Source organism: Pseudomonas fluorescens (assembly GCF_902498195.1).
In the GTDB taxonomy this organism is placed as follows: Bacteria; Pseudomonadota; Gammaproteobacteria; order Pseudomonadales; family Pseudomonadaceae; genus Aquipseudomonas; species Aquipseudomonas fluorescens_BU.
This window is the reverse complement of sequence record NZ_CABVIY010000004.1, coordinates 643,291-658,689: the sequence shown is the minus strand read 5'-3', so window position 1 is coordinate 658,689 and position 15,399 is coordinate 643,291. Positions and strand designations below refer to the sequence as shown.

Sequence of the window (15,399 nt, the reverse complement as noted above, 5' to 3'; positions counted from 1 at the left end):
GCGCTCTCGGGTTTTTCGCGAGCTTGCTCGCTCCTACGGGGGATGGGTGGACGACACGGATTTGCTGTGGGGGCCAGCCTTTAACCCGGTATCGATTCCCGACTGAACGCTTCCACTTCCTTCACCAGGCCCTGGGCGGCCAGCATCACCAGCGCCTCGCCTTTTTCCGGGGTCGCCAGGGCCGGGTCCGAGCCCATGCGGCCGTCGGGGTGGCGTGCCCGGAAGTCCTTCGCCTCGCGGATCGGTCCCCAGTTGGCGATCTGCGGCGAATAGTCAGCCGTCTTGATCGAGTCCGGATACGCCCACTGCGTAACGGCGATTTCCGAAGGCGTGGCATGCACGCCGTGGCCGGTCGGGAACTGTTCCTTGGCGAGCTCATTGACCCCTTCCAGGTCCCACCAGTTGCACAACTTCAGCGCGAACCCCGCTGGGCGCCGGGCGAAACTCGCCTCGGCGTACAGCTCCGAGAACGCCGCTTCAATCGACGCCACATTGCCGCCGTGACCGTTGAGGAACAGGATTTTCTCGAACCCGTGGGCGGCCAGCGACCGTACCCAGTCACCAATGGCCGCGATGAAGGTCGAGGGCCGCAGGGAAATGGTGCCGGGGAAACCAAGATGGTGTTGCGCCATGCCGATGTTGAAGGTCGGCGCGATCAGGATGTCGGCCTCCTGCTGGGCGACGCGGGCGATGATTTCCGGGCACATCCAGTCAGTGCCCAACAGGCCGGTCGGCCCGTGTTGTTCATTCGAACCGATGGGGATCACGATGGTGCGGCTGCGCTCAAGAAACTGGCCGATCTCGGCCCAGGTCGACAGGTGTAGAAGCATGTTGATTTTCTCCAGTAGTGGGTTTCTTGCGGAACAGGACGATGCAAATTCAGATGAATGATCAACCGGCGCTGTAGGCAGGCGCGGCGTGTTCGCGGGCCAGTGATCGGTTCAGCGTGATCACCAGTGCCGCGCACAGTGAGGCGCAGCCGACGACGACGATGCCCAGGTGCATGCTCCCGGTGGCCGTTTTGGCCCAACCGATCACCGCGGGTCCCCAGAAGCCGCCGCACAGGCCGATGGTATTGATGAAGGCGATGCCGCCCGCCGCCGCATCACCCTTGATGTGTTCCGAAGGCATGGCCCAGAACACGGTGTAGGCCATGAATATCGTGGCGGTGGCGCCCGTCAGCAGTACCAGCGAAAGCCCAAGGTGCCCCTCTGCAAAGGGAAACATGAGCAGGCACAAGGCTGCAATGCCCGCCGGGATTGCACAGTGCAGGCGCCGTTCGCCGAGCCGGTCGGACCGCCGCCCGATCAGGTACATCCCGATGGCCGCGCCGACATAGGGAATGGCGGCGTACCAACCCAGCTGCAGGGTGTCATTGACGCCCTGGTCCTTGAGGATGGCCGGCAGCCAGAAGCTCATGGCGTAGATCGAGAAGATGATGCAGAAGTAGGCGGACGCCAGAATGTAGGTTTTCGGGTCCCGCAACACGGCCCGGAACGAATGGACCTGGCCGGTCGGTGCCCCCAGTTCGGACGCCAGCAGTTGCTTTTCCTCAGCACTCAGCCAACTCGCTTCCGAAGGCCGGTTGGCCAGCACGAAGAACGCGAGGATGCCGAGCAGGACACAGGGCAGGCCTTCAATCAGGAACATCCATTGCCACCCGGTCATGCCGCCCACGCCGGACAGCGTGGTGATCAGCCAGGCGGACAGCGGGCCACCGAGGATGCCGCCGACGGGGCCGGCGATAAACACGATGGCAATCGCCCGGGCCATGCGCTTTGGGCCGTACCAGCAGGACAGGTAGTAGATCAGGCCCGGGGCAAATCCGGCTTCGAAGACCCCCAGCAAGAAACGCATCACATAGAAGGTCGGCACGTCGCGCACGAACAGCATGCAGGCCGAGGTGATGCCCCATAACACCAGGATGCGGCTGAAGGTCTTGCGCGCCCCGACCCGTGGCAGCATCAGGTTGCTCGGCAGTTCAAACAGCACATAGCCCAGGAAGAAAATGCCCGCGCCCGCGCCATAGGCCGCGTCGGACAGCCCGAGATCATTTTGCATCTGCAACTTGGCGAAGCCGACATTGATCCGGTCCAGGTAGGCAAACACGTAGCAGATGAACAACAGCGGCAACAGCCGCCAATTGAGCTTGCGGTACAGGGCGGTGATCGCCCCGCTTCTTGCCGACGTCGCAGGGGTTGCCATGGGAGTCTCCGATTGTTCTTGTTGATCTTCGGTGGTGCCAGGGATGGTGCCCCGGCAACCAAAGCCCAGCAAGAGCAACTAAGTTCGCGTATCGTTGCCCTGTGAGCAACACTGAACTTGTAAGGGATGCCTGTCATGCGCGAAATCAACCAACAACGACTGAGGTATTTTCACGAGGTGCTGGTCCACGGCTCGATCCGTGGCGCGGCGGACAGCATCAACACCTCCCCCTCGGTGATTACCCGCCAGATCAAGCTGCTGGAGGAAGAACTGGGCGCAAAACTGTTCGAGCGCCAGGCGCGGGGCGTCCAGCCGACCGAGGCTGCCGCGCATTTGTTGGAGTTCTGGCGCGGCTATCGCTCTCACCAGGAGAAGCTCGAAGACCAGCTGCAAGCGATCAAGGGCTTGCAGCAAGGGCATGTGCGGGTGGTCATCAGCGAGGGCTATGTCGACGCGTTGGTCGATAACGTGCTCGCCCCCTTCTGCAAGCAATACCCCAGACTCAATGTCACGCTGGACACCTTGCCCGTGGTCGACGTCCTCCACGAAGTCGCCGAAAACCGCGCGCACATCGGCCTGGCCTACAACCCGCCCCTGCACGCGCACATCGATTTTCGCGCCACCTCGTCGCAGCCGGTCATGCTGCTGGTTCGGCCGGATCATCCGCTGGCGTTGAGGGGGGGTGCTGCAACGATCGCCGACATCCTCGACTGCCAGCTGGTGTTGACGCCAACCACCTTCGGCATCGGCCAGGCGATTGAAATGCTGGAATATGCGGAAAAGATCGAAATCCAGCCGGTGCTGGTCAGCAACTCCCTGGCCGCCCTCAAGCGCCTGGTGGCCGCCGGGGATTTCGCCTCGTTGCTGGGAGAGTTCGCCGCCTACCGGGAAATCGCCCAGGGCAGCCTGGCCGCCATCCCGATCGACCATCCGTTGTTCCTGGGGGTCGAGGCAAAACTGCTGGTGAAGTCCGGCCGACCGCTGGCCGCACCGGCACAGGAGTTGCTCGACTGGATGTTGAAGCGCCTGCCCATGTTCTCGCCTGACGGGAGCCTGGGGTAGCCAGGAAGAATGAGCCGCTTGAAGCGAACGCTTCAGGGAATGACCGCTGTGAAACCGGACGCGGGGAATCCTTCCCCCGCGTCCATCGGTTTACATGTCGTAGCGCAGAATCAGGCCCGCTGTGCGCGGGGCGCCGACATCGATGACGTCGCCACTGCGGTTGTTGGTGACGTATTCCTTGTCGAAGGCGTTTTTCACGTAGCCAGATACCGAGACGTTCCTGGTGATTTTGTACTCGGCGTTGAAGTTGGCTAGCCAGTAGTTATCGGCCTTGCGCTCACCGGTGACTTGACCCGCGTCATCGAACTCGTATTCAGACGGCGACGTGCTCTGCCAGACGACATCGCTGTTGAGGGTCACACGGTCATTCCAGCGATAGGTCGCCCCCATCGTCATCTTGTACTTGGGCGAAAACAGGAAGTCTTCGCCGCTCATGTCCCGACCGTCGCTGGTGACGAAGTCCTTGTACTTGCCATCGGTCACGGAGGCACCTGCGTTCAGGGTCAGCTGCTCGCCGAAGTCCTTTTCAACCGAGACTTCCAGGCCCTTGATGTCACTGCGACCGGCTCGAACACGTCAAAGAACTCGGTGTCCGGGTTCACGACGCTGACCTGTTGGTCTTTCCAGTCGGTGTAGTACAGGTTGGCGCGGGTACGCAGGGTCTGGTCCATGAACGAGCCGCGGTAGGACAGCTCGTAGTTGGTGGTGAATTCCGGATCGTAGGAGGTGTGACCGCTACCGGCACGGACGTTGACGCCGCCGCCGCGATAACCTCGCTGCACCATGAAACCCAGGTACTGATTGGCGGCCAGTTCGTAGTCGAGACCGAGCTTGGGCAACACGGCATCGGAGGTCTGTTTGTCCTTGCCCGGCTCGGAGAAGTCATCGGCCTTGACGTCGGTGTCGTTGGTCTCGTGGTCGTAGCGCAGTCCGGTGATCAAGGTCCAGCGCGGGGCGAAGGTCCAGTTGACTTCACCGAACACGGCCTTGTTCTCGATCGTCGTATCGCCCTTGACCGTGCCGAACAGTTCGTCATCGAAAAACAGGCGGTCGTGGAAGTTGTTGGTGTTATGGCCGTAGTAGAGGCCGGCAAAACTCTTCACGGTGTCCGAGTTGTAGTTCAGGCGCAGTTCCTGGCTGAACAGGTCGCCATACTGCTTGCGCAGAACCACCTGGTTATCGACGGCGGACTGGTCGAAGTCCAGGCGGGCGTCGTAGTCGGAGTCGGTGTTGGCGGTGAGGCTGGTGATGGACCAGGCATCATTGAGGCGGTAGTCGACCTTGGCACTGACGGTGTCCTGCTTGAGCTTGTCGTAGGCGTCCGTGTTGGAGTCGATTTTGTAATAACGGATCCTGTCGCCCTGGCGAACCACCGAGTTATCGCCCTTGCGGCTCTCACCGTGGGCATAGGTCAGCAGCACATCAAGGTCGTCGTTGGGCAGGACCAGCAGCTTGCCACGGTAGTTCGCGGTGCGGGTCTGGTTGGCGTCTTCGTCGTTGAACAGGTTGTCGATGTAACCGTCGCCTTCCTGGTAATCCAGGGCGAGACGGCCGGCAATCTTGCCGTCGACGATCGAGCCGCCACCGGCTATCGCGCCGCCACGCTCACCATAAGTGCCGCCATTGGCCTGTGCCGAGAGGCTCGGTTCGAAGGTCGGGTTTTTGGTTTGAATGACCACGGCACCGGCCAGCGAGTTGCGACCCTGGGTGGTGGATTGCGGGCCGAGGAATACTTCGACCTGCTCGACGTCCCACAGCGGCATGGGGCTCAGGGTCAGCGCACGGTTGGGCTGCACGGCACCGTCGACGAATACCGAGACCGCGCCATTGAGCGCGGCCGGGCCCTGGTCATCGAAGCCGGAGACCGGCACGCCACGGATACCCCAGTTTTCGTTGCCGGAGGTGTTGTAGACACCCGGTGTGCGGGCGAAGACATCGACCAGGCTATGGTCTTCCTTCTCGCGCAGTTGCTTGTCCGTAACTACGGCCACGCTCGACTGGGTCTGCTCCAGGGTGCGGTTGATCTTCTCACCCGTCACCGTGATCGGAGCTATTTCCAGGGTTTTCGACTGTTCGGCCGCCCATACGCTGTTGGACAGGCTGATCGCCGACCCCACAGCCAACGCTATTGTATGTTTTTTGAAATTCACGCCCCGCTCCCCTGCGACAGATATTAGTGTTGTTTTCCTAGGCCCCGAGCACCGCCTTCCCACGTCCAGAGCACTGTTTTCCTACAGCTGGCGCGAGTCTAATCCAAAGTGCTGTTTAAACAAATACTATTGATAACACCTCTCATTTGTATTTTTAGTGCGCACACGTATCAGATCGAATACATTTCGAATTGATTTCCACTGCCCACATCGCTCAGGTTTCCATGGAACTGATCCGCTATCTGTATCGCCAATCCGCACGTTTGCTGGCCCTGGCCTCGATCACCGGGGCACTGGGCGGCCTGGCCAGCGCCGGGTTGGTGATTGTGATCAACCGCGGGCTGGCCGATCCGCAGCAGTTGCCCGATCTGGCCCTGGGCTTTTTCGGCTTGTGCGCCGGCATGCTGCTGAGCAAGCTCTGCTCGGAGCTGTCGCTGCTGCACCTGACCCAGCGCGCGATCTTCCAGATGCGCATCGACCTCTCGCGCAAACTGCTCGCCACTCCGCTTAAACGCCTGCAAGGCATGGGTAAACACCGGCTGCTGGTGATCCTCACCGAGGACGTGCACACCTTCACCGCGGCGTTCGAGTGGGTGCCGCTGTTGTTCGTCAACGCGGTGGTGACCCTGGCGTGTTTCGCCTACCTGGCCTGGCTGTCATGGTCGCTGCTGGCGATCCTGGCGCTGTTCCTGCTGGTCGGCCTGGTCGCGTTCCACCTGGCCGAGCGTGGTCCCTTGAGCCACCTGGAACGGGTGCGCCAGCAAAAGGACGTGCTCTATCAGCACTTTCGCAGCCTGATCGAAGGCAGTAAGGAACTGCAGTTGAACAATGCCCGGGGCGAAGCTTTCGTCGAGCGGGTCATCCGCCCGGGCGCCGACGAATTCCGGGCGCGCTTCCTGCGCGGCATGGCCGGCTATTCGGTCGTCGCCAACCTGGGCACGCTGCTGTTCTATCTCAACATTGGGGTGCTGCTGTTTATCGTGCCGTTCTGGCTGCCGCTGTCGGCCACTGTCCTGACCAGTTTCACCGTGACCCTGCTGTATCTGGTGCGGCCGATTTGCGACCTGATGATCGCCCTGCCCTCGCTGCGCCAAGCCAGCATCGCCTTGAAACGCATCCGCCAGCTGGACGCCGAACTGAGTGCCCAGCCCCAAGCCACCCCGGTCGGTAACGTGTTTGCCGGCGAAGGCCCGATGCACCTGCTGCTCAATGGGGTGTGCCACCGCTATCCCGGCGAACACGAGGACCATCCGTTCCTGCTCGGGCCGGTCGACCTGACGCTGGAACAGGGCGAACTGGTGTTTGTGGTCGGCGGCAATGGCAGCGGCAAGACCACGCTGGCGATGCTGCTGCTCGGGCTGTACGCCCCGGAGTCCGGCTGCGTGGTGCTCAACGGTGTGGAAGTGGACGACGACAACCGCGAGCAATACCGCCAGCACTTTGCCGCCGTGTTCGCCGATTTCCATCTGTTCGAGCACCTGTTGAGCGACGACGGGCCGGACGCCGGGCGGCGCACCGCCGAAGCGACGCGCTACGTTAAGGCCTTGGGGCTGGGCCACAAGGTCAGCATCGTCGATGACCGTTTTTCCACCGTGGATCTGTCCACGGGGCAACGCAAACGGTTGGCGCTGGTGTCGGCCTACCTGGACGACAAGCCGTTCTATCTGTTCGACGAGTGGGCCGCCGACCAGGACCCGACCTTCAAGCGCGTGTTCTACCGGGAGCTGCTGCCGGAGCTCAAGGCCCGAGGCAAAACCGTGATCGTGATTACGCACGACGATGCGTATTTCCAGGAGGCCGACCGGGTCCTGAAAGTCGAGAACGGCCGCCTTGTCCAGGTCGAAGCCCACGCGGCTTATGCTTCATGAAGGGTTGCGGTGCCGATCGCTCTAGCGGGTAGTCTTGAAGGGGTAATGTCGTCTACAGTTCTTCGAACTCACTGCAAACCGTAACGGAGGGATGGCAATGCACGGCTATGGAATGATGGGAGACTTGCTCCATCTAGCCCTTTATTTATTGAGCATCGGGTTCTGGGCCGTGTTCTGGATCGTCTGTATTTTCAATGCCAAGCGTCGTTTGAAAAGGTTGCTGGGCGCCCATGCGCTACTGATCGGCCTGCTGTTTTTTCCGGTGTTGCCCGCGACCGTCGTGGGTGGCGCACTGATCGCATTCGGCCTCGAAGGCCTGGTCTGGGGCCTGTGCATCGCTGGCGTAGGACTCCCGCTGGCCGGCTTGCAACTGGTCCGGCGTCTCGCCTGAGCAGGCACCCACCCACTGTCGCCACTCAACCGTCCTCATAGATGTAGTGCAAGTAACTCACCTGCTCCGCCACCGGCAGACGGTGCAGCTTGGGGCAGGACTCGCACAGCACCGGCGGTTCGCCTTCGACGGGGGCGTGCAACTGGTAATGCAGGCAGCAATGCCGACGCAAGGGCAATTGCGCGACGACCTGCGGCGCCGGCGACTCGACCATGCGTTGCAGGCCCCTGAGCTTGAGGCGCCCGTCGAGCACCGTGACCGGCTCCAGCCATTGGTGCGCCTCGGCGAACCCGTCCCTGGACAAGTCGGCATCCATTCTCGCGAACGCACCGTCCCAGATGGCGACCATGTTGCCCCACAGGATCTTCGGCGCCAGGCCTCCGGCGGCGGCCAGCGGGACGAACAGCGCGGCCAGGTGCTCGTGGATCAGGCGCGACCAGTAGGCGGCCCGGTCTTCGCCCGCCAGGGTCGGCAGTTCGCCAGGCAATCCCAGCGCCAGGGGCTGGCCGTCATCGTGCAGCAGCACGGCTTCCTCGCCCCACAAATCGATTGCACCATGACGGGTGAGTACACAGGCCAGGGCGGCCGGCAGGACGATGCTCATGTAGTTCATCGACCACTGCGACACCACGGCGGCGCGGTTCACGCCCGGGTAAAGCAGGGCGAACCGGGTCAGCAACGGGTGCAGCACGGCGGGGTCGACGAGCCGGCTCAACGCTATTGACGGCTGATCGCCCGGATCATCGCGAATGACCCGCTGTATCGGCGGCCAGGCCTGGTTGAGCCATTCTGGAAATTCGATACCGGGTCTCCCGTGACTATCCCTGAATAATGCAAACGATTAGCATTGGCCGATCCTATCCGCCCTCCCTTGCAAACTCAACGTCGTCAGCGACCGGGCTCATCAGACACTCATGCAAACACTCCGCAACTTCTGGCGTCTCGCAGGGCCTTTCTGGGCATCCGAGCAAAAGTACCCGGCGCTGTTGTTGCTGGTCGCCACCGTGCTGATGACCCTGTGCCTGGTGGGCATCAACATCCTCACCAACTTCTGGAACCTGCACTTCTACAACGCCTTGCAAGACAAGGACTACCCCGGTTTCCTGCTCGGTGGCCTGCAATTCATCCTGCTGCAGATCGGCACGGCCACGTTCACCGTCGCCGCGTTTCACTTCCAGCAAAAGCTGACGCTGCGCTGGCGTCGCTGGTCCACCCACAACCTGCTCGGGCAATGGCTGGGCAGCCAGCGCTACCAGAAGCTGAAACTGACTGAAAGCGACGTCGATAACCCCGATCAGCGGATCGCCGAGGACATCGACCTGTTCATCGTCAAGTCACTGAAGTTGAGCCTGGGTCTGTTGACGTCGGTGGTGTCGCTGTTTTCCTTCCTGCACATTCTCTGGCAGGCCTCCAGTCTGGTCAGCGTGCCGTTCATGGACGAGACGGTGATCATTCCCGGGTTGCTGGTGTGGGTCGCCATCGTCTACGCGCTGGCGGGCACGGGCCTGGCGTTCTGGCTGGGGCGCGCCTTGCCACGGCTCAATTTCATGCAGCAGCGGCGCGAGGCCGACTTCCGTTTCGCGCTGATGCGCCTGCGGGAAAACGCCGACTCGGTCGCCCAGTATCGCGGCGAGGCCGTGGAGAATGCCCGCTTCAAACAACGCCTGGAAGCGGCACTGGAAAACTTCTGGGCGCTGGTGAAGAAGCAGAAGCTGATCATGGGCTACTCGACCTTCTACCTGCGCAGTGCCACGGTCATCCCGATGTTCATCATGGCCCCGCAGTTCTTTGCCGGCGCGTTCCCCCTTGGCCGCCTGACCCAGATCAGCGCCGCTTTCGGCGAGGTGCACGCGGCCATCGCCTACCTGGTCGAGGTGTTCCCGGAGCTGTCGGCCTGGAAATCGGTGATCGACCGCCTGATCGGTTTCCAGGAGCGTCTGGACGGTGTCGACGTCAAGTCGCAGGTCGTACTTGGCCAGCAAGCCGATGGCCTGCATATCAAGGATCTGGAGATCTGGCTGCCGAACGGCCGCCCCCTGCTCAATGGCTTCAACCTGTCACTGGCACCGGGTGACAGCCTGCTGATCAGCGCGCCGTCCGGTTATGGCAAGTCGACCTTGCTTCGCACCGTCACCGGGCTCTGGCCCCATGCCTGCGGTTCGGCCAGTTACGACCGCGGGCGGGCGCTGACCCTCTCGCAAAAACCTTACCTGCCGCTGGGCAGCCTGCGCGAAGTGCTGTGGTATCCCAACCCGGCGGATCGCGAAGAGGACACCGCCCTGCGCCACACCCTGCAGCAAGTCGGCCTGCAACACCTGAGCGACCAACTGGACGAGGAACGGGATTGGTCGCAGACCCTGAGCGTCGGTGAACAGCAACGCTGCGCCTTCGTCCGGGCATTGCTGGCGCGCCCTGCGGTGCTGTTTCTCGACGAAAGCAGTTCGGCGCTGGATGCGGCGAACGAAGCGCGCTGCTACCAGCTGCTCAAGCAGAGCCTGCCGGATGCGATCCTGATCAGCATCGGCCACAATGCCTCGCTGGAGCGCTTCCACTGGCAAGTCTTGGAGCTGCAGAGCGAGGCCCGGTGGGTGCATCGCAAGGTTGAGCCTTCCCGCGCCTGACGAAGATCCAAATGTGGGAGCGGGCTTGCTCGCGAAGGGGCCCTGTCAGTCAGCATTTGCGCTAAATGACACACCGCTTTCGCGAGCAAGCCCGCTCCCACAGGGGATCGGGGATACCCGAAAAATCAGGCGGTAACCTGCAACCGGCTGCGATGGGACAACCCGGCCTGCAAGGCAAAGGCAACGATCACCGTGGCGGGTGCGGAGAAGCTGCTCGCCGCGCCTGCGGAAAACATCAGCGCCAGCCCCAGCGCCGTGCCGCCAAACCAGGCAGTCAGGCCCACCGGGTTGAACGCCGCCACCCGATCCAGCGTCGCCGCGTCATACCGTCCGTAGACAATCTGCGCCAACGCCACCCCGACCCAGGCCACCACGAAAATGCCTTGATAGGCCAGCGCCTTGAGCAAATAAGCGAACACGTCCGCCAGCATCAGGCCGTAGACGATCACACCGACCGCCAGCGCCCACGCCAGGTACGAACCGCGCACGCCGAACCGGGCAAAAAACGCCTGCATGTTCAAGGTCGCCAGGTAGTAATTGGCAGTGTTGATCCGGGTTTGCGTGGCCCAGACAAACAACAGGCCCCACAGCCCCATCAGCTGCAGGATCGCCATCACCACCGATACTTCGTTCAGTGCGCCTTCGTGGGGAATGCTGCTGACCAGGTAGATCCCCGCCGCGCCGTTGAGCAGGAAGGTCACCGCATAGAACGGCATGCCGAAGTTCCAGCGACCGTGATACTCGGCGTCCTCGGCCTTGCCAAACCGGGCGTAGTCGAACGTGAACAGCATCAGAATCCACACGCCCATATAGGCGACGAAGCAATCCCACCAGCCGAAGGCACTCGGGGTCGCCGGGCCGAAATCCAGCCATTGCGGCTGGTAGCCGTAGCGGCTGATCGACAGCCCCACCGCCACCAGTAAGCCGCCCAGGTACACCGGCAGCAGCACGCCATTGAGCTTGTCCAGCCAGTGCTGCACGCTGCCCAGAATCATCGGTACGCTGTACAGCACCACCAGCAACGCGGCCAGCGGATAGACCAGTTCCGGGTAGAGGTGATTGAGCGCGACGGCGATCACCGAGCCTTCGAACACCGCGTAATAGATCGCCGTGGAGAAGAAAATCAACGTTGCCAGGCAGGCACCGGTGCTGCCGAACAACAGCCGTGAAAACAGCGCCACCGACAAGCCGCTGCGGATCGCGAAGCGACTGAGCACGGCATTGACCAGGCCGTAGCTGATCACCGACAGGACCATCCCGATCAGCGCATTGCGCGCGCCGTAGGACAAGGCCAGCGACGCGCCGACCACGATGTAAAACATCGCGCTGCACACCGCCCACCAGGCCATGGTCAACGACAGTCGACCCATGCGCGCTTCAGCTGGAACAGGATGGTTGGCCGGGTCCTGCCCGGTTTGACTCGATTGCGATAAAGCAGCCATATGCGTGAACTCCAGAACCAGTCAAAGGTTGAAGCGCGGGCAGCCGCCACCGCACCGAAGTGCGGCGTTGGCTCACCGTTTGGCATTACCCGCGCCGTGCGGCGGGCAGCATCAGGAAGGGAACAGCTTGCTCAGGCAGCTGAGTTTTTTCTTGTAGGAACGTCGCGCTTCCAGCGCCTCTTCGAGGGTCACCGCCACGAAACGGGCTTTCTGGTTGGGTTGCATCTGGCCGATCAGGTCGAGGTCGGCGCTGATCACCGTGCCGATCATCGCGTAACCGCCACCGGATACCGCATCGCGGTGCAGCACGATGGGTTCGAGCCCGGCTGGGACCTGGATCGAGCCGATCGGGTAGCAACTGTCGACGATGTTCGACGGATCGGAACCGGCGCCGAACGGCTGTTCGCGGGGCTGGAACGTCAGCGGACTGCCGCCCTTGAAGCGATAACCGATGCGGTCCGCTTCCGAACCGACGGTCCAGGCCTCGGCGAAAAAGCTGTCCGCCGCCGCAGGGGTCAAGCGGTCGTAGTACAGGCCCGGCACCACGCGCAGGGTGATTTCGCCACCCAGCGATTGACGCAATGCCATGGGCAGGCTGGCACCGGCGCGGCCCTTGCCGCTGGCAACCCCCACCGGCAATTCGTCCCCGGCAATCAGGCGACGGCCCTGAAAACCACCGAGTGCGCCCAGCGCATAGGTTGAGCGACTGCCGAGCACCACCGGCACATCGACGCCACCGGCCACCGCGAGGTAAGCGCGGGCACCGGCCTTCGGGAAATCAAAGCGCAGCACTTGCCCGGCTTTTACCGTAAACGCGGTGTCCGGGTGCATGTCCACGCCATCGACCTTTGGCGTCATGTGCGCCCCGCACACCGCCACTAGCGCGTCCTGCTGGAATTCCAGTTCCGGTCCCAGCAATGTGCATTCCAGCGCCGCCGAATTGGCCGGGTTGCCTACCAGTTGATTGGCCGCACTCAGGGCGTATTGATCCAGCGCGCCGGAAGGCGGAATGCCCAAGTGGTAATAGCCTTCGCGGCCCAGGTCCTGTACCGAGGTGGCCAGACCGGGTTTGAGTACCTTGATCATGCCAGCACCTCCTGCAGCGACTTGGGATAGCCGATCGGGTCGGCCAGAAACGCATCCAGCGAAAATTCCACCGGGCGGATGCGCAGGTCGAAGCGCCCGGCGTCGACCTCCGCCACGGCCTGGTCGTAGGCTTCACGATCCATCGGCTTGAACTGCACGATGTCACCCGGTCGGAAGAACACCATGTGCTCTTTCAGGTACGCCAGGTTCTGCTGCGGGTCGTAGATCGGTGCCGGCGTCACGCCGAACATCTGATAGCCACCGGCGCCGCGCACCGAGTAGATGCAGCCAAAGCAGCCGCCGTGACCGAGGGTCAGTTTAGGGGTGTCGGTGCGCGGCCGCAGGTACTTGGGCACCTGCAACTGGCGCTCGCGCTCGACCATCTGGAACATGAACGGCAGGCCGGCGACAAAGCCGACCATCGAGACAAACCACGGCGCACCACTGTGGGCGGCGATGAACGCCTCGACGTCGGCCAGGCCGTTGATCCGTGCGGCGTATTCCAGGTCCGTGGCGCTCGGGTCCTGGTGACGGTCGCGAAAGCGCATCAGGGTCTCGTGGGTCCAGGGATCGTTGTACAGCACCGGAATCTCGATGATCCGGGTCTGCAAGGTGCGCTCGGCAACCGCCTCGGCTTCTGCGCCTTTCACCGCTTCGAGCAGGTCGTGAGGGGCGACGCGGTCCGGGTCGAAACGGATCTGGAACGAGGCATTGGCCAGGCACACATCGAGCACGCCATCCAGCGCCAGGCGTTCTACCGCACGGGTCACGGCCATGCCCTTGAAGAAGGCTTCAAGGGACATGCTGTCGCTGACTTCGGCGAACAAATGCTCGTCGGCGCCAAAGCTGTAGCGGATTGGATTGCTCATGCTTCACCTCCGCTGCGGCGCGCGGCCAGCCAGGTTTCCAGGGTGCCGGTGTGGAAGTCGGCGCTGTGCAGCCACGGTTGTTCCAGCAACTCGCCGTGCAGCGACAGAGTGCTGGCCATGCCGGTGAGCGTGGTCTGTTCCACCGCGATTCGGGCACGGGCCAGGGCTTCGTTGCGATCGCGGCCATGCACGATCAGCTTGGCCAGCAGCGAGTCATAGTAAGGTGGCACGCGGTAGCCTGGGTAGAGATGGCTATCAACCCGCACACCCTCGCCTTGCGGCCAGACCAGCGATGCCACCACGCCGGGGCTGGGGAAGAAATCCCGTGCCGGGTCTTCGGCATTCAGGCGCATTTGCAACGCGGCGCCATTGAGCTGGATATCGCTTTGCCTGAAGCCCAGCGGCTCGCCACCGGCGATGCGCAGCATGGCCTGGACCAGATCGATGCCGGTGATCAGTTCGCTGACCGGGTGCTCCACCTGAATCCGTGTGTTCATCTCGATAAAGAAAAACTCGCCAGTGGCGTCGTCGTACAGGTATTCCAGGGTCCCGGCGCCTTTGTAGCCAAGGGCTTCGGTCAGGCGTACGGCGCTGGCGCAGAGCGTCTCGCGCTGTTGTTGATTGAGCACCGGCGACGGCGCCTCTTCAAAGATTTTCTGCCGGCGACGTTGCAGCGAGCATTCGCGCTCGAACAAGTGCACCGCGTGCTGGCCATCGCCCAGCACCTGCACTTCGATGTGCCGGGCCTTGCCAATGAAGCGCTCCAGGTACACCGCGCCATTGCCGAAGGCGGCCTGGGCTTCACGCTGGGATCGGGGAAATTCTTCGCTCAGCTGTTCGGCATTTTCCGCCAGGCGAATGCCCCGCCCGCCACCACCGGCAGAGGCCTTGATCAGCAGCGGGAAGCCGACGGATTCGGCGGCCTTGAGCGCCGACTCGACGTCGAACAACTCACCAGGGGAACCGGGCACCACCGGCACGCCGGCCGCTTGCGCGGTGCGCCGGGCCTCGGCTTTGTCGCCCATGCGGCGGATGGTGTCCGCGCTCGGCCCGACGAAAATCGCCCCGGCCGCCACCACCGCTTCGGCAAAATCGGCGTTCTCCGACAGGAAGCCGTAGCCGGGATGTACCGCGTTGGCGCCCGTGGCTTTCAAGGCCCCGAGCAACGCTTCGACGTTCAGGTAACTTTTATCGGCGCGGGCCGGGCCGAGGATGTGCACCTCGTCGGCCATGCGCGCCGCCTGGGAATCGACGTCCGCCTCGCTGCACGCGGCAACGGTGGGAATCCCCAGTTCCTTAGCCGCACGGATGATCCGCACGGCGATTTCGCCACGGTTGGCGATCAGCAGTTTACGAATGCCTTGGGTCATGGTCGTGCCCTCACGCGTCGTCAAGTGTGGCGATGACCTGACCCGGCTCCACCGGATCACCGTCTTCGACCAGGAACGCGCCCAGGCGACCGGCCGTGCCGGCGGTCAGTTCGGAAAACTGCTTCATGACTTCGATCAGGCCAATCACGGTGTCGGCGCTGACTTCGGCGCCCGGCTCGACGTAGTTCGCCGATTCCGGGGTGGCTTTGCGATAGAAGGTGCCCGGCAACGGGGTAATAACGCTGTGTTCGGCCATGTCTGTTCCTCTTGGAATAGTTGTAGAAAGGCAGGCAAAAAATGAATCGGTGTGTAAACCCGGGCTTATCTGTGCCTGG

The 15,399-nt window shown here is 62.7% G+C and carries 12 protein-coding genes and 1 pseudogene; 4 read left to right on the top strand and 9 right to left on the bottom strand.

Going from position 1 to position 15,399, the window contains the following annotated elements:
* Positions 1 to 80: 80 nt before the first annotated feature.
* Positions 81 to 830, bottom strand: a complete 750-nt coding sequence (locus tag F8N66_RS18270; protein ID WP_150771506.1) for a creatininase family protein — start codon at positions 828 to 830, stop codon at positions 81 to 83.
* Positions 831 to 891: 61 nt separating this feature from the next.
* Positions 892 to 2,205: an MFS transporter gene (locus F8N66_RS18265; RefSeq protein ID WP_150771505.1), complete on the bottom strand. Its 1,314-nt coding sequence runs from the start codon at positions 2,203 to 2,205 to the stop codon at positions 892 to 894.
* A gap of 135 nt (positions 2,206 to 2,340) precedes the next feature.
* Here F8N66_RS18265 and F8N66_RS18260 point away from each other — a divergent pair, with 135 nt between their 5' ends.
* On the top strand, positions 2,341 to 3,267 hold the full coding sequence (locus F8N66_RS18260) for a LysR family transcriptional regulator (RefSeq protein WP_150771504.1): 927 nt from the start codon (positions 2,341 to 2,343) through the stop codon (positions 3,265 to 3,267).
* Between the two features lie 90 nt (positions 3,268 to 3,357).
* On the opposite strand, the pseudogene F8N66_RS18255 reads toward F8N66_RS18260, so the two are convergent.
* Positions 3,358 to 5,417 (bottom strand): annotated as a pseudogene (locus F8N66_RS18255) (TonB-dependent receptor).
* A gap of 224 nt (positions 5,418 to 5,641) precedes the next feature.
* Between F8N66_RS18255 and F8N66_RS18250 the strand changes: the two are divergent.
* Together F8N66_RS18250 and F8N66_RS18245 are read left to right on the top strand one after the other, a co-directional pair.
* Positions 5,642 to 7,285 (top strand): cyclic peptide export ABC transporter, encoded by a 1,644-nt coding sequence (locus F8N66_RS18250; RefSeq protein ID WP_150771503.1) that lies wholly within the window; start codon positions 5,642 to 5,644, stop codon positions 7,283 to 7,285.
* 124 nt (positions 7,286 to 7,409) lie between these two features.
* Positions 7,410 to 7,676: a hypothetical protein gene (locus F8N66_RS18245; RefSeq protein ID WP_150771502.1), complete on the top strand. Its 267-nt coding sequence runs from the start codon at positions 7,410 to 7,412 to the stop codon at positions 7,674 to 7,676.
* 25 nt (positions 7,677 to 7,701) lie between these two features.
* Here F8N66_RS18245 and fhuF read toward each other — a convergent pair whose 3' ends face one another.
* The gene (gene fhuF, locus F8N66_RS18240; RefSeq protein WP_150771501.1) at positions 7,702 to 8,391 is read right to left on the bottom strand and encodes a siderophore-iron reductase FhuF; all 690 of its coding nucleotides are present in this window, start codon (positions 8,389 to 8,391) and stop codon (positions 7,702 to 7,704) included.
* A 199-nt stretch (positions 8,392 to 8,590) separates the two neighbouring features.
* On the opposite strand from fhuF, the gene F8N66_RS18235 reads away from it, so the two are divergent.
* Positions 8,591 to 10,297, top strand: coding sequence for an ABC transporter ATP-binding protein/permease (locus F8N66_RS18235; RefSeq protein WP_150771500.1), 1,707 nt, complete (start codon positions 8,591 to 8,593; stop codon positions 10,295 to 10,297).
* Positions 10,298 to 10,422: 125 nt separating this feature from the next.
* Here the strand turns inward: F8N66_RS18235 and F8N66_RS18225 are convergent, their stop codons facing one another.
* From F8N66_RS18225 to F8N66_RS18205, 5 genes are all read right to left on the bottom strand, one after another.
* The gene (locus F8N66_RS18225; RefSeq protein ID WP_150771499.1) at positions 10,423 to 11,739 is read right to left on the bottom strand and encodes a purine-cytosine permease family protein; all 1,317 of its coding nucleotides are present in this window, start codon (positions 11,737 to 11,739) and stop codon (positions 10,423 to 10,425) included.
* A gap of 111 nt (positions 11,740 to 11,850) precedes the next feature.
* A complete protein-coding gene (locus F8N66_RS18220; protein ID WP_150771498.1) occupies positions 11,851 to 12,825 on the bottom strand; it encodes a biotin-dependent carboxyltransferase family protein in 975 nt (324 codons plus the stop codon).
* The gene (locus tag F8N66_RS18215) at positions 12,822 to 13,694 is read right to left on the bottom strand and encodes a 5-oxoprolinase subunit B family protein (protein WP_150771497.1); all 873 of its coding nucleotides are present in this window, start codon (positions 13,692 to 13,694) and stop codon (positions 12,822 to 12,824) included. Before F8N66_RS18215 ends, F8N66_RS18220 begins: the two co-directional genes overlap by 4 nt.
* Positions 13,691 to 15,064 (bottom strand): acetyl-CoA carboxylase biotin carboxylase subunit, encoded by a 1,374-nt coding sequence (locus F8N66_RS18210; RefSeq protein ID WP_150771496.1) that lies wholly within the window; start codon positions 15,062 to 15,064, stop codon positions 13,691 to 13,693. Before F8N66_RS18210 ends, F8N66_RS18215 begins: the two co-directional genes overlap by 4 nt.
* 10 nt (positions 15,065 to 15,074) lie before the next feature.
* Positions 15,075 to 15,320 (bottom strand): acetyl-CoA carboxylase, encoded by a 246-nt coding sequence (locus F8N66_RS18205; RefSeq protein WP_150771495.1) that lies wholly within the window; start codon positions 15,318 to 15,320, stop codon positions 15,075 to 15,077.
* Between the last annotated feature and the right edge of the window lie 79 nt (positions 15,321 to 15,399).